This window comes from Pseudomonas sp. FSL R10-2189, assembly GCF_009600325.1.
Lineage (GTDB): Bacteria > Pseudomonadota > Gammaproteobacteria > Pseudomonadales > Pseudomonadaceae > Aquipseudomonas > Aquipseudomonas helleri.
Window position 1 is genome coordinate 93,425 of record NZ_WIVZ01000017.1, and the last position, 21,265, is coordinate 114,689.

A 21,265-nucleotide genomic window follows, 5' to 3' on the forward strand; every position below is an offset into this window, starting at 1 on the left:
CCACACGGGTCAGCTGACGGAGGCGCTAATCCTGGGTTTTATGACCTGAACCGGGTCGAATTGGCAGGTAAAAGTGCTGCCGTGGCCCAATACGCTGCTGATGTCCAGGTGCCCGTGGTGGCGCAATAGCACGTGTTTGACGATGGCCAGGCCCAGGCCCGTACCGCCGGTGCTGGCGTTGCGGCTGGAGTCTACGCGGTAGAAGCGTTCGGTCAGGCGCGGCAGGTGTTTGTTGTCGATGCCGACCCCCGAATCCTGCACGCTGAGGTGCGCGCCCAAGTGGTCTGCCCACCAGCGAATGCGGATAGAGCCGCCGTCCGGGGTGTATTTGACGGCGTTGAACACCAGGTTGGAAAACGCGCTGCGCAGCTCGGCTTCGCTGCCCTTGAGGGCCACGTTGGTGTCGATGTCCAGGGTGATGGTCTGGTTGCGTTGCCCGGACAGCGCCTGGGCGTCGCCCTTGATCGAGCGCAGCAACGCGTCGATAGGCACCGGCTGGTTGTCCGAGGGGTAGTCGGTGGCTTCCAGCTTGGCCAGTAACAGCAGGTCATTGAGCAGCGTCTGCATGCGTTCGCCCTGTTGCTGCATTTGTGACAGCGGGCGCTTCCAGCGCGGGTTCACGTCATCGACGTTATCAAGCAGGGTTTCCAGATAGCCGCAAATCACCGTCAACGGCGTGCGCAGTTCGTGGGACACGTTGGCAATGAAGTCTTTGCGCATTTGCTCCAGATGGTGGAGGCGGGTGACATCGCGCACCAGCATCAGGTGTTCGTTGTTGCCATAGCGCGTGATGTAGAGCTGGATGCGCAGGTGGTCGTTGACCGGCGATGGAATTTCCAGCGGTTCGGCGTAGTTGCCGTTGTCGAAATATTCCTTGAAGCGCGGGTGGCGAACCAGGTTGGTGACCGGCTGGCCGCTGTCTTGCGGGGTCTTGAGGCCCAACAGGGTTTCGGCGGCGCGGTTCCACCATTCCAGGTCGCCATGGCTGTCGAGCATGACCACGGCGTCTTTGAGGGCGGCGGTAGACTCTTGCACGCGATCAATAACCGCTTGCAGACGCCCGCGTACGCGCTGGTCGCGGCGTTGCAGGTGGTAGATGCTGTCAAACACCTCGCCCCACAGGCCGTAGCCATCGGGCGGTGCTTCGTCGGGTTGGTGATTGCGCAGCCAATCGTGCAGACGCAGCAGCTGTTTAAGGGTCCAGCCCAGATAAAGGCCAAGACCGACGACCAGGCTCCAGCCGTAATACCCACTGATCAGCCCGATGAACAGGCAGCCGGTAATCAAAAGCAATAGATGGCGAATCAGAGTGCCATGCCAATTTGGGTTCAAGTCACACGTCCCGTTGTGAGCCTCACGCTAGAAGCGGCTCAGCCTTTAGCTTGCCGCTGCTTCATTACGCTTTTGTTGAAAACCGATAACCGGTGCCGCGCACGGTTTGTACCAGATTTTCATACGCTTCGCCGAGGGCTTTGCGCAAGCGACGGATGTGCACGTCGACGGTCCGTTCTTCAACGTACACGTTGCCGCCCCACACTTGGTCAAGTAACTGGCCGCGGGTGTAGGCGCGTTCCTGATGGGTCATGAAAAATTGCAGCAGGCGGTATTCGGTGGGGCCCATGTCGGCCGGGGTGCCGTCGATGGTGACGCGGTGGCTGATGGGGTCGAGCAGCAGGCCACCGATTTCAATCGGTGATTCGTTGTCGGCGGGGCCTGCACGGCGTAGCACGGCCTTGAGGCGGGCGACCAGTTCACGCGGGGAGAAAGGCTTGGTGATGTAGTCATCAGCGCCTACTTCCAGGCCCTGAATCTTGTTGTCCTCTTCGCCCTTGGCGGTGAGCATGATGATCGGAATGTCATTGGTCAGTTCTTCGCGTTTCAGGCGACGGGCCAATTCGATCCCCGATGTGCCGCCGGGCAGCATCCAGTCCAGCAGAATCAGGTCAGGTTTACGGTCCACGATGATGGCGTGAGCGTCCTGAGCATTGTCGGCTTCCAGGCAATCGTAGCCAGCCATTTCCAAGGCCACCGCGATCATCTCGCGGATCGGTGCCTCGTCATCTACGATCAAAATGCTCCTGCCAACCATGCCGTAACCCTCGTGTCATTTAACTGTCTTGTGGCGCATTAGATAACGGAATTATTGCAGTCGTGTGACAGCTTTGAGCCTAAAAGCGCTCCGCAGATTAGTGGACTACGCTTTGATCTCAAATCGTACAACCACAAAAAGGGCGATTCCGATGACTTATAACACTACTTCCCTGAAGGCATTGCTGCTGGCCGCCGCGCTGGCGCTTCCGGGGCTGGCCTTTGCTGACGAGCCGGCGATGGTCAAGGACGGATTTCTGGTTGATCACGTCGGCTTGACGCTCTACACGTACGACAAGGATGCGGACGGTAAGTCGACGTGCTACGACACCTGCGCCAAAAACTGGCCACCGCTGCCCGCCAAGTCTGAGGCCAAGGACATGGGTGACTGGAAAACGACCGAGCGCACAGACGGCACGAAACAATGGGTCTACAAGGACAAACCGCTGTACACCTTTGCAGGCGACAAGAACCCCGGTGACAAGACCGGCGACGGCAAAGGCGGTGTGTGGCACGTGGCCAAGCCATAAAGCCTGCTGTTTGGTCAGAAGCGCCCATAAAAAACCTCGCCTCCCTGTGACAGGAGGCGAGGTTTTTTAAATCGCAGTCTTAAGCGGCGTCAGGCGACTTTGGACGGCGTACATCGGGTTGTTTCCAGGACTCGGCAGCGGCTTCGTCGATGGCTTGCTGGATGGCCTTTTTGCGGTGCTCTTCGGCGCGGCGGCTGAAGAACCACACCAGGAAGGTCACCAGCGACACCGCCAGCAAAATCAAACTGGCCACGGCGTTGATCTCGGGTTTAACCCCCAGACGCACTGCCGAGAACACTTCCATCGGCAACGTCGTGGAGCCCGGGCCGGACACGAAGCTGGCCAGTACCAGGTCGTCCAGCGACAGGGCAAAGGACATCATGGCGCCCGCCGCCAGAGACGGGGCGATCATCGGGATGGTGATCAGGAAGAACACCTTCCACGGCTTGGCACCCAGGTCCATGGCCGCTTCTTCGATGGACAGGTCCAGCTCGCGCAGACGCGCCGACACCACCACCGCCACATAGGCCGCACAGAACGTGGTGTGAGCGATCCAGATGGTGACGATGCCGCGCTCTTGCGGCCAGCCAATCATCTGCGCCATGGCCACGAACAGCAGCAACAGCGACAGACCGGTGATCACTTCAGGCATCACCAGCGGCGCCGTCACCAGGCCGCCGAACAGCGTGCGGCCCTTGAAGTGGCTGATACGGGTCAGTACGAACGCTGCGAGGGTGCCCAATGCGACCGCTGCAATCGCCGTGTAGCAAGCGATTTCCAGCGAGCGCATGACCGCGCCCATCAGTTGGGTGTTGTCGGTCAGGCCGGTGTACCACTTCAGCGACCAGCCGCCCCACACCGTCACCAGTTTGGAGGCGTTGAAGGAGTAGATCACCAGAATCAGCATTGGCAGGTAGATGAACAACAGCCCTACCACCAACATAAAGCTAGAGAAACGGATGCGCTTCATATCTTGCCCTCCAGTTCTTTAGCCTGGCTGCGGTTGAACAGGATGATTGGCACAATCAGGATCGCCAGCATGACCACCGCCAGTGCAGAAGCTACCGGCCAGTCACGGTTGTTGAAGAACTCTTGCCACAACACTTTACCGATCATGAGGGTTTCCGGGCCGCCCAGCAGTTCCGGGATCACGAACTCGCCCACTACCGGGATAAAAACCAGCATGCAGCCCGCGATGATGCCGTTTTTAGACAGCGGAACGGTGATCTTCCAGAAGCTGTTGAAGGTGCTCGAACCCAAGTCAGACGCGGCTTCCAGCAAGCTGTGGTCGTGTTTGACGAGGTTGGCGTACAACGGCAGGATCATGAACGGCAGGTACGAGTAGACGATACCGATGTACACCGCGGTGTTGGTGTTGAGGATCTGCAACGGTTGATCGATCCAGCCCATGGACATCAAGAAGCCATTGAGCAGGCCGTTGTTGCTCAGAATGCCCATCCACGCGTAAACGCGGATCAGGATCGCGGTCCAGGTCGGCATCATGATCAGCAGCACCAGTACGGTCTGCATCTCTTTGCGCGCATTGGCGATGGCGTAGGCCATCGGATAGCCGATCAGCAGGCACAACAGCGTGCTGATAAAGGCCATTTTCAGCGAGCCCAGATACGCGGCGATGTACAGCTCATCGTCGCCCAACATGGCGTAGTTGCCCAGGTTCAGCAGGATCTCGAGCTTCTGGTCAACGTAGTTGAGGATCTCGGTGTACGGCGGAATCGCGACGTCTGCCTCAGCAAAGCTGATCTTCAGAACGATGAAGAACGGCAGCATGAAGAACAGAAACAGCCACAGGAATGGAATCCCGATGACCACATGACGGCCACCGGGAGTTATTCGTTGCAGTCGGCGTTTAAGCTTTCGCATGTTCATGAGCGCAGTACCACGCCGCTGTCGTCTTCCCACCAGACGTAGACCTGATCGTCCCAGGTCGGACGAGCGCCCTGGCGTTCAGCGTTGGCCACGAACGATTGCACCAGCTTGCCGCAGGGCAATTCGACGTAGAACACCGAGTGGCCGCCCAGGTAAGCGATGTCATGCACCTTGCCGCGCGACCAGTTGTACTCGTAAGCCGGCTTTTCGGTGGTGATCAGCATCTTTTCCGGGCGGATCGCGTAGGTAATGTGTTTGTCTTCGACCGAAGTGGTGACGCCATGCCCTACGTAAATGTCGTTCTCCAGCTCCGGGCTGTTGATGCGCGCGTAGCCTTCGGCGTCGTCGACCACTTCACCTTCGAACAGGTTGACGTTACCGATGAATTCGCACACCAGGCGGCTCACCGGGGTTTCATAGATGTCGATCGGGCTGCCGATCTGGGCGATCCAGCCCAGGTGCATGATCGCGATGCGCTGGGCCATGGTCATGGCCTCTTCCTGGTCGTGGGTCACCATGACGCAGGTCACGCCGACGCGCTCGATGATTTCCACCAGCTCCAGTTGCATCTGCGAACGCAGTTTTTTGTCCAGCGCACCCATGGGTTCGTCGAGCAGCAGCAATTTAGGACGCTTGGCCAGCGAACGGGCCAAGGCCACACGCTGGCGCTGACCGCCCGACAATTGGTGCGGTTTGCGCTTGGCGTACTGGGTCATGTGCACCAGCTTGAGCATTTCGCCAACGCGGGCATCGATTTCAGCGCTCGCCATTTTGTCCTGCTTGAGGCCGAAGGCGATGTTTTGCGCCACGGTCATGTGCGGGAACAAGGCGTAGGACTGGAACATCATGTTGATCGGCCGCTCATAGGGCGGCAGGTCGGTGATGTCCACGCCATCGAGGAAAATACGGCCCTCTGTTGGGCGCTCGAAACCGGCGAGCATGCGCAGCAAGGTGGATTTGCCCGATCCCGATCCGCCGAGCAAGGCGAAGATCTCGCCTTTGTTGATTTCCAGGGACACATCGTCCACTGCAATCGTCTCGTCGAATTTTTTCGTGACCCGGTCGATTTTGACCAGAACCTGTTTAGGGGTCTGATCGCCCTCGAGGGCTTTCTTATAGGCGCCGGAGGCAACAGCCATTTACGAAACTCCCAACAAATTTAGCAGCCCGAACAAGAGGTTCGGGCCTTGGATAGGTGGTCTTGCGAGCTATTTACCCGTTTTGACCTTAGTCCACGAACGCGTCATCAGACGCTGAATGTTCGGCGGTAGCTCGGTCGAAACGTAAGTCTTGTCCAGCACCGCCTGGGTTGGGTAAACCGCTTCGTCGGTGCGAATGGACTCATCCATTACCTTGTCAGCCGCAGGGTTTGGGTTGGCATAGCCAACGTAGTCACTGACCTTGGCGATGACTTCAGGTTGCAGCAGGTAGTTGATGAACGTGTGGGCTTCTTTGACGTTGCTGGAGTCTTTTGGAATCGCCAGCATGTCAAACCACAGGGCGCCGCCTTCCTTGGGCACGACGTAGGCAATGTTCACGCCTTTTTTCGCTTCTTCGGCACGGTTTTTGGCCTGGAACACATCACCGGAGAAGCCAATCGCTACGCAGATGTTGCCGTTGGCAAGATCGGAAATGTACTTGGACGAGTGGAAGTAGGTGACGTAAGGACGCACCGCCAACAGGGTTTTCTCGGCCTTTTTGTAGTCTTCAGGGTTGGTGCTGTTGGCGTTCAGGCCCAGGTAATTGAGCACGGTCGGCATCATTTCATCGGCCGAATCCAGGAACGACACACCGCAGGCTTGCAGCTTTTTGATGTTCTCTGGCTTGAAGACCACGTCCCACGAGTCGATTTTGTCGACGCCCAGGACTTCTTTGACTTTATCGACGTTGTAACCAATGCCATTGGTGCCCCACAGGTACGGCACGGCGTATTGGTTGCCCGGATCGTTCTGCTCAAGGCGCTTGAGCAAGGCAGGATCCAGGTTGGAATAGTTGGGCAGCTGCGATTTGTCGAGCTTTTGGAAAGCGCCCGCTTTGATCTGTTTGCCCAGGAAGTGGTTAGACGGCACAACCACGTCATAACCGGTACGGCCAGCCAGCAGCTTGCCTTCCAGCGTTTCGTTGGAATCGAAGACGTCATACACCGGTTTGATGCCGGTGGCCTTTTCAAAATCGGCCAAGGTATCGGGTGCTATGTAGTCCGACCAGTTATAAATGTGCACGGTGGGAGCTGCTTGAACGCTGACTGCAAGCGCCAGACCGGCTCCGACCATCAAGGTCTTGCGAAACAGGGAAATAGACACGTGGTGGTCCTCTAAATAGTTGGGCCTGAGTTGCCCGTGTCTTCCGGCAGCTGAACCGCTAAAGACAAAACCGGCGCGCAACTTACCCTCGATAAACCTGCACAGCAAAGTTTTCTGCGATTTATTGCGATAACACGCTGATTTCACATGAAATCTGGCTTGTAGGAGCGAGCTCGTCTCGCGATCTTTTGATCTTTTAAAAGATCGCGAGGCAAGCTCGCTCCTACAGAATTGCCGTGTTACTTACCGGATTTGATCTTGGTCCAGCTGCGGGTCAGCAGGCGCAAGGTTGCAGGTGGCAAGTCACTGATCGCGTACAGATGTTCTTTGACTTCATCCGACGGATAGATGCTTGGGTCACCCGAGATGTCTTTATTCACCAACGGTGTTGCAGCTTTGTTACCGTTCGGGAAACGCACACTGTTAGTGATCTCGGCCATCACTTCCGGTTCCAGCAGGTAGTTCATCCAGGCGTAAGCGGCATCAACGTTTTCGGCATCTTTAGGGATGGCGACCATGTCGTAGAAGCTGCCAGCACCTTCTTTCGGAATCACGTACTTGAGTTTGACCTTGTCACCGGCTTCTTTGGCGCGGCTGATGGATTGCTCCAGGTCGCCCGAGTAGCCCACTGCAACGCAGATGTTGCCGTTGGCCAGGTCAGAGATGTACTTGGAGGAGTGGAAGTAAGCGATCGAAGGGCGAACCTTGAGGAACAGCTCTTCAGCTTTCTGCAGATCGTCTTTCTTCTGGCTGTTGGTCGGCAAGCCCAGGTAATGCAGCGCCACCGGCAGCATTTCGGTTGGCGAGTCGAGCACGCTCACGCCACATTTTTTCAGCTTCTCGATGTTCTCGGGCTTGAAGATCACGTCCCAGGAATCAATGGTGTCGACGCCCAGAGCGGCTTTGACCTTCTCAGGGTTGTAGCCGATGCCAATGGTGCCCCACATGTACGGGAACGCGAATTTGTTGCCCGGGTCACTGGCATCGCCCACGGCCTTGAGCAGAGCAGGGTCGAGGTTTTTCCAGTTCGGCAGCTTGGACTTGTCCAGCTCCTGGTAAACGCCGGCTTTGATCTGCTTGGCCAGGAAGTTGTTGGATGGCACGACAATGTCGTAGCCAGACTTGCCCGCCAGCAGTTTGGCCTCAAGGGTCTCGTTGCTGTCGAACACGTCGTAAACCACTTTGATACCGGTCTTGTCTTCAAACTTTTTGACGGTATCGGGTGCGATGTAATCGGACCAGTTGTAAACGTGCAGCACTTTGTCTGCTGCTTGTGCTGCCCCGGCCATCACACCCATCAAGGACAGGGCGAGAAGGGTCTTGCCAGCTTTTTTAAAACCTGATGCCTTCATCTGTAATGCTCCAATTGTTCTTTTAAACCACCGATTCAGCGACCTGATGTCAGGGTAACCAAAGCCGGCGGCTAGTCTGGCAAGATCCAGGGCAGGCTTTCAAGGGAAGAGCCTTGATTCTTAAGGCTCTAAGCGCAATTGCCTACATAAAATCCGCAGTTTTCTTGCGCCCAAAGCCTAGCAGTTAACCCTGCAATGCTTCCAAGGTCAGATCCAGGCACTTACGCGCCTTGGTCACCAACTCATCGATCTCGTCTTTGCTGATGACCAGCGGTGGCGCGATGATCATGGTGTCGCCGACGGCGCGCATGATCAGGCCGTTATCAAAGCAGAACTGACGGCAGATCATGCCCACACCCCGGCCTTCATAACGTTTGCGAGTGGCTTTGTCCTGCACCAGTTCAATGGCGCCCAACAGGCCAACACCGCGCACTTCGCCCACCAACGGGTGATCGTTGAGTTCGCGTAAACGCTTTTGCAAATACGGTGCCGTTTCGGCGTTGGCCTTCTCGATAATTTTTTCTTCACGCAGGATGCGGATGTTTTCGAGGGCAACGGCGGCGGCTACCGGGTGACCGGAGTAGGTGAACCCGTGGTTGAAATCGCCGCCTTCGTTGAGCACGGCCACCACTTCATCGCGCACGATCAGGCCGCCCATCGGGATGTAGCCCGAGGTCAGGCCCTTGGCGATGGTCATCATGTCGGGTTTGAGGTCGTAGAAATCGCTGCCGAACCACTCGGCAGTCCGGCCAAAGCCGCAGATCACTTCGTCAGCCACGAACAGAATGTCGTACTTGGCGAGGATCTCTTTGATGCGAGGCCAGTAGGTGTCTGGCGGAACGATCACGCCACCGGCGCCCTGAATAGGCTCGGCAATAAAAGCACCGACGTTGTCGACGCCCAGCTCAAGGATCTTTTCTTCCAGCTGATTGGCCGCCCAGATGCCGAACTCTTCCGGGGACATGTCGCCGCCTTCACCGAACCAGTACGGTTGGGGGATGTGGGTAATGCCCGGGATCGGCAAGTCGCCCTGTTCGTGCATGTAGGTCATGCCGCCCAGGCTTGCGCCCGCCACGGTCGAACCGTGGTAGCCGTTTTTACGGCTAATGATGACTTTTTTGTTCGGCTGGCCTTTGATCGCCCAATAGTGGCGGACCATACGCAGCATGGTGTCGTTGCCTTCCGAACCGGAACCGGTGAAGAACACATGGTTCATGCCTTCGGGGGCGATGTCGGCGATGACTTTGGACAACTCAAGCACCGGCGGGTGAGCGGTCATAAAGAACAGGTTGTAGTACGGCAGTTCGCGCATTTGCTTGCTGGCGGCATCGGCCAGTTCGTCACGGCCATAACCAATGGCAACACACCACAGGCCGGCCATGCCGTCGAGAATCTTGTGACCTTCACTGTCCCAGAGGTACACGCCCTTGGCGTGAGTGATGATGCGCGGGCCAACTTCTTTCAATTGCTTGAAGTCACTGAAAGGGGCCAGGTGGTGATCGTTGCTCAGTTGTTGCCAGGCTTGCGTTTGCGGGTTCTTGCTAGTCATACAGCTCTCCTTTTATTCAGTTGGGGGGCCGCACCTTCCAGGTGCGGCTCCCGGCGTGTCAGACGGCGAACAGCAGGAATTCCCGCTCCCACGAACTGATGACGCGCTTGAAGTTCTCATGTTCGGCACGTTTGACGGCGACGTAACCGGTGATGAACTTGGTGCCGAGGTACTTCTCGACGGTCTTGCTGTTTTCCATCCGCTCCAGAGCGTCTTCGATGGTCAACGGCAAGCGCAGGTTGCGGCGTTCATAGCCGCGGCCTACTACAGGCGCGCTTGGGTTGATGCCTTCGACCATGCCGATGTAGCCACACAGCAAGCTGGCCGCGATGGCCAGGTACGGGTTGGCATCGGCGCCCGGCAAACGGTTTTCGACGCGGCGATTTTGCGGGCCGGCATCCGGTACGCGCAGGCCGACGGTGCGGTTCTCTTCGCCCCATTCCACGTTAACCGGCGCTGAGGTATCAGGCAGGAAGCGGCGGAAGGAGTTCACATTCGGTGCAAACAGCGGCAGCAGTTCAGGGATGAACTTCTGCAACCCGCCGATGTGGTTGAGGAACAGCTGGCTCATGGTCCCGTCTTCATTGGAGAAGATGTTTTTGCCCGTGGCGATGTCGATGATGCTCTGGTGCAAATGCATCGCGCTGCCCGGCTCGCCGGTCATGGGCTTGGCCATAAAGGTGGCGGCCACGTCGTGCTTGAGCGCCGCTTCGCGCATGGTGCGCTTGAAAATCAGGATCTGGTCGGCCAGCGACAGGGCATCGCCATGACGGAAGTTGATTTCCATCTGCGCGGTGCCGTCTTCGTGGATCAGGGTGTCCAGATCCAGCTCTTGCAGCTCGCACCAGTCGTACACGTCTTCGAACAGCGGGTCGAACTCGTTGGCCGCCTCAATAGAGAAGGACTGACGGCCGGTTTCCGGGCGGCCCGAGCGGCCAACCGGCGGCTGCAACGGGTAGTCCGGGTCTTCGCTGCGCTTGGTCAGGTAAAACTCCATTTCTGGCGCCACGATCGGCTGCCAGCCGTGGTCGGCATAGAGTTTGAGGACCTTTTTCAGCACGTTGCGCGGTGACAACTCAATCGGGTTGCCCTGCTTGTCGTAGGTGTCGTGAATCACTTGAGCGGTTGGCTCAATGGCCCAGGGCACAACATAGACGGCGTTCTGATCGGGACGGCAGACCATGTCGATGTCGGCCGGATCGAGGAGTTCGTAATAGATGTCGTCTTCGACGTAGTCGCCCGTAACGGTCTGCAGCAATACGCTCTCGGGCAGGCGCATGCCTTTTTCGGCAATGAATTTGTTGGTCGGCGAGATCTTACCGCGGGCAATGCCGGTAAGGTCGGCGATCATGCATTCGACTTCTGTGATCTTGTGGTCTTTCAACCAATCGGTGAGCTGGTCGAGGTTGTTACTCATAAATGCCTCTGGGCTGAGTTTCCTGACTTGAATAAGTCAGGCGTTTACTAACGCATCGGCGTCGCGTTGGTGTGCGCGCCGTCTGCAGGCATCTCCGAATGCCTGGAAGATTGCGAGGTAAATCGGGTTAGAGCTTACCTGCCATTCGGGGTGCCATTGAACTGCTAAAGCAAAAGCCTTGCCGTCTTTTACCGAGACCGCTTCTACCAGCCCGTCCGGTGCCGTGGCTTCAATGCGCAACCCCGGGGCCAACTGGTCAATGCCCTGGGTGTGAATCGAGTTGACGTCGAAGTCGCTCGGCAGGCCCAAACCCGCCAGCACGCCGCCCGGTTGAACGTGCATGGCATGGCTGGGACCGTACTGCACCTCAAGCGGTGCGCTCAGGTCTTCACGGTGCTCTATGAAGCCTTCGACTTCGTGCAATTTCTGGTGAAGTGAGCCACCCAGGGCTACATTTAATTCTTGAAACCCTCGGCAAATGCCGAGCACCGGAACGCCGGCTGCCAGTGCGGCGCGAATCAAGGGGAGGGTGGTGCGATCACGTTCAGGGTCATGCAGCGTGCCTGGCGCGCTGGCCGGGCCGTGATACAAATGCGGTTCGATATTGGAGGGTGACCCGGTAAAGAGCAGGCCGTCCAGACCGTCCAGAATATCGGACGGTTGAATGAGTTCTGCCAGTGACGGCAGGATCAGAGGCAAGCCTTTGGCTGCCACCGCGATCGCTCGCACGTACTTATCGCCAGTGATGTGATAAGGATGCAAACCGATCTGCTTGGTGCAGGCGGTGACGCCGATTATCGGCAGGCGTGACATGTAACACCCCGGTATTATTGCTGTTATGGGTTTGAATCGAGCTTAGCCTCGTTCATTTTTTTACACAACACCCCCGTAAAAAATACAACACGGCCCGCTCAAGCCTGCGGGTAGTGAAGCGATATAAGGGCGAAATTCGCCCTAAAAAGCGTCAAAAATGCCCTTCAAGCGCTTTTTTGGGGCAAAAAATAGGTTGCTTGACTTCGGTATGCCGTTCGGGTTGACTGAAACCCGTAGCGCTCAATGATTGATATTTTTAACAACAAAGGTGTTGCATCATGTCGGTACCCCCGCGTGCCGTTCAGCTTAACGAAGCGAACGCGTTCCTTAAGGATCATCCTGAGGTTCTGTACGTAGACCTTCTAATTGCGGATATGAATGGTGTGGTGCGCGGTAAGCGCATCGAACGCACCAGCCTCCACAAGGTTTACGAGAAGGGCATCAACTTGCCTGCCTCTTTATTTGCTCTGGATATCAATGGCTCAACGGTGGAAAGCACCGGCTTGGGTCTGGACATCGGCGACGCAGACCGAATCTGTTATCCAATCCCTGACACCCTGTGCAACGAGCCATGGCAAAAGCGCCCAACCGCGCAACTGCTGATGACCATGCACGAACTTGAAGGTGACCCTTTCTTCGCCGATCCGCGCGAAGTACTGCGTCAAGTTGTTACCAAATTTGACGATCTTGGCCTGACCATTTGCGCAGCCTTTGAGCTGGAGTTCTACCTGATCGACCAGGAGAACGTAAACGGTCGCCCACAGCCTCCACGCTCCCCGATTTCCGGCAAGCGCCCGCACTCGACACAGGTTTACCTGATCGACGACCTCGACGAATACGTCGACTGCCTCCAGGACATTCTGGAAGGTGCCAAAGAGCAAGGCATTCCGGCTGACGCCATCGTTAAAGAAAGTGCCCCGGCGCAGTTCGAAGTGAACCTGCACCACGTTGCCGACCCTATCAAGGCCTGCGACTACGCGGTACTGCTCAAGCGTCTGATCAAAAACATCGCCTACGACCATGAGATGGACACCACCTTCATGGCCAAGCCTTACCCAGGCCAGGCAGGCAACGGGCTGCACGTCCATATTTCGATTCTGGACAAAGATGGCAAAAATATTTTTGCCAGCGAGGATCCCGAGCAGAACGCCGCATTGCGTCACGCGATCGGCGGTGTGCTCGAGACCCTACCGGCGCAGATGGCGTTCCTTTGCCCTAACGTCAACTCCTACCGTCGTTTCGGCGCACAGTTCTATGTGCCGAACTCGCCGTGCTGGGGCCTGGATAACCGTACGGTAGCGATCCGCGTACCGACTGGTTCCTCCGATGCCGTGCGTATCGAACACCGGGTTGCCGGTGCCGATGCCAACCCGTACTTGCTGATGGCGTCTGTGCTGGCCGGTGTTCACCACGGTCTGACCAACAAAATCGAACCGGGTGCTCCTGTAGAAGGCAACTCCTACGAGCAAAACGAGCAAAGCCTGCCGAACAACCTGCGTGATGCACTGCGTGAGTTGGACGATAGCGAGGTCATGGCCAAATACATCGATCCCAAATACATCGATATTTTTGTGGCCTGTAAAGAGAGCGAGCTGGAAGAGTTTGAACACTCCATCTCCGACCTCGAATACAACTGGTACCTGCATACCGTATAAGCGATTGCAGTACTCAAGAAACGCCACGGGTTTTACCGCCCGTGGCGTTTTTTTTGCGCTGTGCAATCGGTTAACCCGGCTCGTACAATGCCTGCAGCCCCGCAGGAGACACCCATGACGCGCCTCGCCACACCACGAGCCACCCCTCGCAAACCCCGCGCACGTAGCCAGGGCCGAATTGATTCGATCCTTGCCGCCGCCCGGACCTTGCTGGCGACACAGGGCGTCGCCAGCCTGTCGATTTACAGCGTGGCCGAGCATGCGGGCATCCCGCCGTCATCGGTGTATCACTTTTTCGCCAGCGTGCCGGCCTTGCTCGAAGCGCTGACCGAGGATGTGCACGGTGCTTTCCGCGCCTGCCTGCAAGCGCCCATCGACCACGACGCATTGACGACCTGGCGTGATCTGTCGCGGGTGGTCGAGCAGCGCATGATGACTATCTACAGCGAAGACGCAGCGGCCCGGCAACTGATCCTGGCGCAGCACGGCCTTACCGAAGTCACCCGGGCAGACCGTCAGCACGACCTGGAACTGGGGCAACTGCTGCACGCGCTGTTTATGCGCCATTTTGAATTGCCGGTACTGCCGCAGGACGTCGACGTATTCGCCTTGGCAATGGAACTGGGTGATCGGGTGTATGCACGCTCGATCCAGCTGCACGACAGCATCACCCCGCGCATGGCCGAAGAAGGCCTGCGCGTGGTGGATGCGTATTTGGGGTTATACCTGCCGCCGTTTTTGCCAAAACGACAACCGTAAAGCTCCCTCACCCTAGCCCTCTCCCGGAGGGAGAAGGAACCGATTGGGGGATGGTATAGAGGTTCTGCGGCCTGCAAGCCATGCACTGAACCTGAAAACACCTCGGTAAAGCTCCCTCTCCCGGAGGGAGTAGGAACCGATCGAGGGATGTTGTCGATGTTCTGCGGTCTGCAAGCCATGCACTGAATCTGAAAACACCTCGGTAAAGCTCCCTCTCCCGGAGGGAGAAGGAACCGATTGGGGGATGTTGTCGATGTTCTGCGGCCTGCAAGCCATGCACTGAATCTGAAAACACCTCGGTAAAGCTCCCTCACCCGGAGGGAGAAGGAACCGATTGGGGGAGGTTGTCGATGTTCTGCGGCCTGCAAGCCATGCACTGAATCTGAAAACACCTCGGTAAAGCTCCCTCTCCCTCGGGAGAGGGCTGGGGTGAGGGGCAAAGGATGTACGCCGCTTTCAAATCAGAACGGAGCATCACCCAAAATGGTCGCGCGGTGCATCACACGACGGTTAGGGCGGTAGTCGTCCACGGCGTAATGCTGGGTGACGCGGTTGTCCCAGAAGGCCACGTCGTTTTCCTGCCAGCGCCAGCGGATGGTGTATTCAGGGCTGGTGGCGTGGGCAAACAGCAACTTCAAAATCGCGTCGCTTTCGGCCTCTGACAGCTCATTAATCTTGGTGGTGAAGCCTTCGTTGACGAACAGCGATTTACGCCCGCTCACCGGGTGCGTGCGCACCACCGGGTGGGACAGCGGCGGGTTGTTTTTGCGGGTCTGTTCCCAGCGCGCAAGGTCTTCGGGGGTAGAGCCAAAACGCTCCAGCGGGAACGACTTGGTGAAGTCGTGCGTGGCGGTCAGGCCGTCCAGCAGCACTTGCAGCGGCTTGGACAAGCCCTCAAAGGCCGCGATGCCGCTGGCCCACAAGGTATCGCCGCCGAAGGCCGGCAGTTGCTTGGCGCTCAAAACCGCGCCCAGTGCCGGGGTTGGCAAAAAGGTCACGTCGGTGTGCCACACCGCGTTGTCGCGTACGTCGGTCACGGCCGTGTCCAGCACCAGCACTTCAGGCTGTTCCGGTACGTTGGGGTAAATCGGGTGAATGTGCAGGTCACCAAAGTTGGCGGCAAAACGCGCTTGCTGTTGCGGGGTAATGACCTGGTTTTTGAAGAAAATCACCTGGTGTTGAAGCAACGCCTGCTCGATGGCATCGCGCTGTTCCAGGCTCAGTGGTTGGGTCAGGTCAACGCCGTCAATCTGGGCGCCAAGGGCAGAGCTAATGGGGGTAACGGTCAGGCTCATGGTCGTCTCGCTAGCAGCGCGCCGATGGGTCGGCGTCGTGTGATATTCGGTGTAATTAGTGAACCTGGCCGTGCCACGGCACCAGTTTGCGTTGCAGGGCGCGCAAGCCCATTTCCATGGCGAAGGCAATGATGGCAATCACCAGAATGCCCAGCACCACTACATCCGTGACTAAAAACTGTGCGGCAGACTGCACCATAAAACCCAGGCCGCTGGTGGCGGCGATCAGCTCTGCCGCAACCAACGTCGACCAGCCGACCCCGAGGCCAATGCGGATACCGGTCAAAATATCCGGCAAGGCGCTCGGCATAATTACATGGCGGATCAACTGCCAGCGCGTGGCGCCCAACGACTGTGCGGCGCGGATCTTGGCCGGGTCGACGGTACGCACGCCGGTGGCGGTCGCAATCGCAATCGGGGCGAAAATCGCCAGGTAAATCAGCAGCACTTTCGACAGCTCGCCAATGCCGCACCAGATCACGATCAGCGGCAAGTAAGCCAACGGCGGGATCGGGCGGTAGAACTCGATCAGCGGGTCGAAAATGCCCCGCGCAATGCGGTTATGGCCAATGGCAATACCCACCGGCACGGCTGTCAAAATCGCAAAGCCAAGCCCCAGGCCGATACGGCTCAGGCTCGCGCTCAAGTGCTGCCACAGGGTGGAATCCATGTAGCCTTTGGTCGCCAGCAACCAGCCTTTTTCCAGCACGGCAGACGGTGGCGGTAAAAACAGCGGTTCGATCAAGCCGGCGGCGGTCACGCCCCACCAGGCAAGGATCAAGGTGGCGAGGGTCAGCACGCTGATCCAGCGTGTGCTCAGGCTGCGCTTTGCCGGGCGCGGCGCGTGAGGTGCAGCAACGGGGGCTGCGGCGACTTCATAACTGCTCATGCGCGCTCCTGCCGCTGGGCGGCACCACGTTGTGAAAACACGCGCTCAAGCACGTGCTCACGGGTTTCGATAAAGCGGGGGTCGGACTTGATCGAGCGAGCGGACTCGCCAGCGTTATAACGCTGACCGAAATCCAGGGTCAGGCGCTCAACAATACGGCCAGGGTTGGGCGCCAACAGAATCAGATCCGTGGCCAAAAACACGGCCTCTTCAATGTCGTGGGTAATCAGGAACACCGGTTTGTCGGTGCGTTTGCACACTTGCAGCAACAGCTCTTGCATCTGTTCACGGGTGAACGCATCAAGGGCGCCGAAGGGTTCGTCCATCAGCAGCACACGCGGGTCGGCCGCCAAGGCACGGGCCAGGCCCACACGCTGGCGTTGACCGCCGGACAGCTCCCACACACGGCGTTTTTCAAAGCCCGACAAATCCACCAGCGCGAGCATTTCACGGGCACGCGCTTCGCGTTTGTTGCGCGCCACGCCGGCCAGTTCCAGGCCGAAAGCCACGTTGGCCAACACGTCTTGCCAAGGCAGCAAAACGTCGTCTTGAAACACCACGCCGCGTTCGGCGCTCGGGCCTTTGACCGGGGCGCCATCCAGGGTAATGCGCCCGGCGCTAGGTTCAACAAAACCGGCAATCAGGTTGAGCAGCGAGGTTTTACCGCTGCCCGAAGGGCCAAGTGCGACCAGCAGTTGCTGAGGTCCGAGATTGACGGAAATATCCGACAGCACCGGCTCAGCTGCGCCTGGGTACTGTGCGCTGATGCGCTCCAGTGATAACAAGGCCATGACGGTCGATTCCTCAGTTGGTGTAGGTTATTGAGTGACGAACTGGGCGGTCACTGACGGTGCGTAATCCGGCAGCACTGCGTCGACCTTGCCTTGCTCTTTCAGGAAGGCGGCGGTGTCAGTCAGGGCTTTGGTGGTCGGTGCATCCAGCAGCACTTTTTGTTCAGCCGCTACCGGGTAAACGTTGCCTTCCAGCAGGCCAGGAATGTCAGCGGCCTTGGCGCCGGAGAGCTTCTCTACCTTGGCGACGTTGCTTGGGTTGGCAACCCAGGCTTTAGGGTCCTTGTTGTAGTCGGCGTAGGCATCCAGGGTAACTTTGGCGAATTCCTTGACGATTTCCGGGTGCTTGGCCGCGTAGTCCTTGCGCACAATCCAGGCATCAAAGGTGGGAGCGCCGAGCTTGCCCAGTTCGCCAGAGGTGATCAGCACTTTGCCGCTGTCTTTGGCCACACCCAGTGCCGGGTCCCACACGTAGGTGGCGTCGATATCACCGCGTTTCCAGGCCGCGATAATGGCCGGTGGTGCGAGGTTCAGGATGGTCACTTTGGACGGGTCGATGTTCCAGTGTTTCAGCGCTGCCAGCAGGCTGTAATGGCCGGTCGATACAAACGGTACGGCGATTTTTTTGCCTACCAGGTCTTGTGGGCTGTTGATGCCCGAGCCGTTGCGGGCTACCAGAGCTTCAGCGCCGCCGATCTGGGTGGCGACCAAAAAGGTTTCGACCGGAACACCGCGGGTGATGGCGGCGGTCAGCGGGCTCGATCCCAGGTAACCGATTTGCACGTCGCCCGAGGCGATGGCAGCAATGATGTCGGCACCGTTATCAAATTTGCGCCAGTTGATTTTGGCGTCGGTGGCTTTTTCGTAAACGCCGTCAGCCTGGGCCACTTTGGCCGGGTCAACGGTGGTTTGGTAAGCCACGGTTACGTCGTTGGCCGCTTGCGCAAAGAAACTGGCACCGGCCAGAGAGAGTGCAGCCAAAAGGCGTAGGGGGGTGTTCAGTTTCATCTGGGGGAATCCTCGGCTGGCGGCCGTTAATTGGCTGGATGCGAGGTTAAATGATCTAAGAATGAGTAAATAAATAACTTTTATGCATTAGCTTATGAAGTTATTGATCCTTCTTTACGTGCGCGCGCACGAGCTTTAATGGGTTTTCCCGGTCGCAGAAAATCGCTTCAGCACCGCGACATGAACGCTTATTAAAAATTTCATAAAAATCTATTTATAAATAAGACCAAAGGCCGATAGCATCCGCCGGCGTGAACGTAGGAAATTTCCTTTGTTATGCCAATAGGTTATGAAGGATCTTGAAATAATTCTTTTTTGGTTTATGAAAAAGTCTTTAACCTACGCACACACCGCAGAGGACTAGACAAAGGTCGTAAACCTCAAAAGTTACGATTGACTTGGCAGTCACTGTCTGGCGCTAATCGCGCATCTGGAGCACCGAGACGTCAGATTTCGGGCTAAAGAACTACAAAAATTAGAATTCAAAGGAGCAGCACCATGAAGAAGTCCACCGTTGCCGTGGCTGTAGCCCTCGGCTTGTTGACGCAACAAGCGAGCGCTGAAGGGTTCATCGAAGACAGCAAAGCGACGCTGAAACTGCGTAACTTCTACATCAACACCGACAACCGCGACGCAGGCACTAAAGCTTCCGGTGCTCAGAGCAAGAACGAAGAGTGGGGCCAAGGCTTCCAGGTGGATTACACCTCGGGCTTTACCGCAGGTACTGTGGGTTTCGGTCTGGACGCTATCGCTCTGCTGGGCGTACGTCTTGATTCGGGCGGCGGCACCAACGGCGCTACCTCGACCTCGTACGGCGGCACTGTGTTCCCGAGCAAGTCCGACGGCAAAGCGGTTAATGACTTCTCAAGCCTGGGCGTGACTGCCAAAGCCAAGTTCTCCCAGACCGAACTGCGTTACGGCACCCTGATGCCGAAACTGCCGGTCATCTCCTATAACGATGGTCGTCTGCTGCCACAGACCTTTGAAGGTGGCCAGGTCACCTCCAACGAGATCAAGGACCTGACCCTGATCGCCGGTCAGATCGAGCACGTTAAAGGCCGTAACTCCAGCAACAACGAACAAATGTCCATTGGTGGTGCGAACGCTCGTACAGCCAACAGCAACAAATTCGTCTATGCCGGTGGTGACTACAAAATCAACAAGGACCTGTTGGTTCAGTACTACTACGGCAACCTGGACAAGTTCTACAAACAGAACTTCCTGGGCCTGGTCCACAACTGGGCAATCGGCCCGGGCGTGTTGAAGTCTGACCTGCGCTACTTCAACAGCAAAAACGACGGCAAAAACGGTTACGACCCGCTGTACTTCAGCAACGGTAACTACGCCAACAGCGTTTCCAAAAACGGTAAAGGCGAAGTCGACAACAACCTGTACAGCGCCTTGTTCCTGTACTCGGTTGAAGGCCACACCTTCGGTGGCGGCTACCAGGTCAGCAACGGCAGCAGTGACTTCCCTTGGCTGAACCAGGGCGACGGTTCGTCGAACTACACCATCACCGACTCGCAAATCCAGAAGTTCGGCCGTGCTGGTGAACGTACCTGGCAAGCACGCTACTCGTATGACTTCGCCAAGGTTGGCGTACCTGGCCTGACCGCCGGTGCTGTGTACCTGCGCGGCAACAACATCGACACCTACAGCGGCGGCAAGCAAAACAACGATGGCGCGACCGAGTGGGAACGCGACATCACCGTGGCTTACGTTGTTCAGGAAGGTGCTCTGAAGAACCTGGGCTTCATGTGGAAAAACGCCATGTGGCGCAACACCATTGCTGGCCAGCGCAACCAGGACGAAAACCGTGTGATCGTGAGCTACTCGATCCCACTGTTGTAAGTCGGTTATAGCGAAAAAAAGTAAGACATAAAAGTAAGAAAAATCCTGCCCGGCGCAATGCCGGGCAGGGTGTTTACCGAAGGCCAGACGGCTCATTCGTAACACATTGAGTAGTCGCAGCTCCTTGCCGCTCCCCTTGCCTAAACCTGAATCCAGAGTGGACCTGGTGCTTTGTCGCGTCCAATGAAACAGTTTTTAGTATTCCTTTTGGTTCTAATTAAATCGATATTTATTCTTTTTAATTAGTTCGTGAAGCAGGCAGAGTAAGCCCATCACGCCCCGCCACTCACGACAAAAAAGGAGCTGCACCATGAGCCTAAGACTTGGCGATATCGCCCCCGATTTCGAACAGGATTCCAGCGCTGGCACCATCAAGTTTCACGATTGGCTGGGCGACAGCTGGGGCATTTTGTTTTCTCATCCGGCGGATTTCACGCCGGTGTGCACCACTGAACTGGGCTTCACCGCCAAGCTCAAGGATGAGTTTGCCAAGCGTGGCGTCAAGGCCATCGCGCTGTCGGTTGACCCGGTAGACTCGCACCACAAGTGGATTGGCGACATCAACGAAACGCAAAACACAGTCGTTAACTTCCCGATCCTGGCCGACGCCGATCGCAAGGTCAGCGACCTCTATGACCTGATCCACCCTAACGCCAGCGACACCCTGACCGTGCGCTCACTGTTCGTGATTGACCCGAACAAAAAGATCCGCCTGACCATTACTTATCCGGCCAGCACGGGGCGTAACTTCAACGAAATTCTGCGTGTGGTTGATTCGCTGCAACTGACCGACAACTACAAAGTGGCCACCCCGGCCAACTGGCAAGACGGCGACGAAGTGGTGATCGTGCCATCGCTCAAAGACGAAGACGAAATCAACAAACGCTTCCCTAAAGGTTATCGCGCTGTGAAGCCCTACCTGCGCCTGACGCCACAGCCAAACAAGTAACGACCGTATTCATCACCTTCAAAGTCACAGGGTTTTGGCCGTTTCGACGGCCTTTTTTTTGGTGCGCCCGGCAGGGCGCGCTCACTCAGGGGTGAAAGTCCCCCGCACACCCGGCAAGGGGAAGTGCTA

The 21,265-nt window shown here is 57.3% G+C and carries 19 protein-coding genes; 5 read left to right on the top strand and 14 right to left on the bottom strand.

The window, feature by feature from the left end:
- Positions 1-9: 9 nt before the first annotated feature.
- Positions 10-1,332 (bottom strand): phosphate regulon sensor histidine kinase PhoR, encoded by a 1,323-nt coding sequence (gene phoR, locus GHO32_RS14160; protein WP_048371136.1) that lies wholly within the window; start codon positions 1,330-1,332, stop codon positions 10-12.
- A gap of 64 nt (positions 1,333-1,396) precedes the next feature.
- Complete coding sequence (gene phoB, locus GHO32_RS14165; protein ID WP_048371134.1) at positions 1,397-2,089, bottom strand: phosphate regulon transcriptional regulator PhoB; 693 nt, start codon at positions 2,087-2,089, stop codon at positions 1,397-1,399.
- A gap of 151 nt (positions 2,090-2,240) precedes the next feature.
- On the opposite strand from phoB, the gene GHO32_RS14170 reads away from it, so the two are divergent.
- Positions 2,241-2,618: a hypothetical protein gene (locus GHO32_RS14170; protein ID WP_153336157.1), complete on the top strand. Its 378-nt coding sequence runs from the start codon at positions 2,241-2,243 to the stop codon at positions 2,616-2,618.
- 79 nt (positions 2,619-2,697) lie between these two features.
- Here GHO32_RS14170 and GHO32_RS14175 read toward each other — a convergent pair whose 3' ends face one another.
- The 8 genes from GHO32_RS14175 to GHO32_RS14210 form a co-directional block, all read right to left on the bottom strand.
- Entirely contained in the window at positions 2,698-3,588 is an 891-nt protein-coding gene (locus tag GHO32_RS14175; protein ID WP_153336158.1) for an ABC transporter permease subunit, read from the bottom strand.
- Positions 3,585-4,505, bottom strand: a complete 921-nt coding sequence (locus tag GHO32_RS14180) for an ABC transporter permease subunit (protein ID WP_048371123.1) — start codon at positions 4,503-4,505, stop codon at positions 3,585-3,587. Before GHO32_RS14180 ends, GHO32_RS14175 begins: the two co-directional genes overlap by 4 nt.
- Entirely contained in the window at positions 4,502-5,644 is a 1,143-nt protein-coding gene (locus GHO32_RS14185) for an ABC transporter ATP-binding protein (protein WP_048371122.1), read from the bottom strand. The genes GHO32_RS14180 and GHO32_RS14185 overlap by 4 nt, the downstream gene beginning before the upstream one ends.
- Before the next feature lie 69 nt (positions 5,645-5,713).
- Positions 5,714-6,808 (bottom strand): polyamine ABC transporter substrate-binding protein, encoded by a 1,095-nt coding sequence (locus GHO32_RS14190; RefSeq protein ID WP_282364055.1) that lies wholly within the window; start codon positions 6,806-6,808, stop codon positions 5,714-5,716.
- A 239-nt stretch (positions 6,809-7,047) separates the two neighbouring features.
- Positions 7,048-8,160 (bottom strand): polyamine ABC transporter substrate-binding protein, encoded by a 1,113-nt coding sequence (locus GHO32_RS14195; protein WP_048371120.1) that lies wholly within the window; start codon positions 8,158-8,160, stop codon positions 7,048-7,050.
- Positions 8,161-8,344: 184 nt separating this feature from the next.
- Entirely contained in the window at positions 8,345-9,709 is a 1,365-nt protein-coding gene (locus GHO32_RS14200) for an aspartate aminotransferase family protein (RefSeq protein WP_123750750.1), read from the bottom strand.
- Positions 9,710-9,767: 58 nt separating this feature from the next.
- A complete protein-coding gene (locus tag GHO32_RS14205; protein ID WP_048371116.1) occupies positions 9,768-11,126 on the bottom strand; it encodes a glutamine synthetase family protein in 1,359 nt (452 codons plus the stop codon).
- 36 nt (positions 11,127-11,162) lie between these two features.
- Entirely contained in the window at positions 11,163-11,939 is a 777-nt protein-coding gene (locus GHO32_RS14210) for a gamma-glutamyl-gamma-aminobutyrate hydrolase family protein (RefSeq protein ID WP_153336159.1), read from the bottom strand.
- A gap of 278 nt (positions 11,940-12,217) precedes the next feature.
- Between GHO32_RS14210 and GHO32_RS14215 the strand changes: the two genes are divergently transcribed.
- Positions 12,218-13,594: a glutamine synthetase family protein gene (locus tag GHO32_RS14215; protein WP_048371112.1), complete on the top strand. Its 1,377-nt coding sequence runs from the start codon at positions 12,218-12,220 to the stop codon at positions 13,592-13,594.
- A 114-nt stretch (positions 13,595-13,708) separates the two neighbouring features.
- Entirely contained in the window at positions 13,709-14,353 is a 645-nt protein-coding gene (locus GHO32_RS14220) for a TetR/AcrR family transcriptional regulator (protein WP_178113892.1), read from the top strand.
- Positions 14,354-14,814: 461 nt separating this feature from the next.
- Here the strand turns inward: GHO32_RS14220 and tauD are convergent, their stop codons facing one another.
- Genes tauD through tauA form a run of 4 tightly spaced genes read right to left on the bottom strand, consistent with a single transcriptional unit; the run spans position 14,815 to position 18,336 of the window.
- Positions 14,815-15,648, bottom strand: coding sequence for a taurine dioxygenase (tauD, locus tag GHO32_RS14225; RefSeq protein ID WP_153336161.1), 834 nt, complete (start codon positions 15,646-15,648; stop codon positions 14,815-14,817).
- 55 nt (positions 15,649-15,703) lie between these two features.
- Complete coding sequence (gene tauC, locus GHO32_RS14230) at positions 15,704-16,537, bottom strand: taurine ABC transporter permease TauC (RefSeq protein ID WP_048371105.1); 834 nt, start codon at positions 16,535-16,537, stop codon at positions 15,704-15,706.
- Complete coding sequence (gene tauB, locus GHO32_RS14235; protein WP_153330245.1) at positions 16,534-17,328, bottom strand: taurine ABC transporter ATP-binding subunit; 795 nt, start codon at positions 17,326-17,328, stop codon at positions 16,534-16,536. The genes tauC and tauB overlap by 4 nt, the downstream gene beginning before the upstream one ends.
- A 27-nt stretch (positions 17,329-17,355) precedes the next feature.
- The gene (tauA, locus tag GHO32_RS14240; RefSeq protein ID WP_153336162.1) at positions 17,356-18,336 is read right to left on the bottom strand and encodes a taurine ABC transporter substrate-binding protein; all 981 of its coding nucleotides are present in this window, start codon (positions 18,334-18,336) and stop codon (positions 17,356-17,358) included.
- 498 nt (positions 18,337-18,834) lie between these two features.
- Here tauA and GHO32_RS14245 point away from each other — a divergent pair, with 498 nt between their 5' ends.
- Together GHO32_RS14245 and GHO32_RS14250 are read left to right on the top strand one after the other, a co-directional pair.
- Positions 18,835-20,187: an OprD family porin gene (locus GHO32_RS14245; RefSeq protein ID WP_153336163.1), complete on the top strand. Its 1,353-nt coding sequence runs from the start codon at positions 18,835-18,837 to the stop codon at positions 20,185-20,187.
- Positions 20,188-20,497: 310 nt separating this feature from the next.
- The gene (locus GHO32_RS14250) at positions 20,498-21,136 is read left to right on the top strand and encodes a peroxiredoxin (RefSeq protein WP_048371098.1); all 639 of its coding nucleotides are present in this window, start codon (positions 20,498-20,500) and stop codon (positions 21,134-21,136) included.
- The last annotated feature ends 129 nt before the right edge of the window (positions 21,137-21,265 follow it).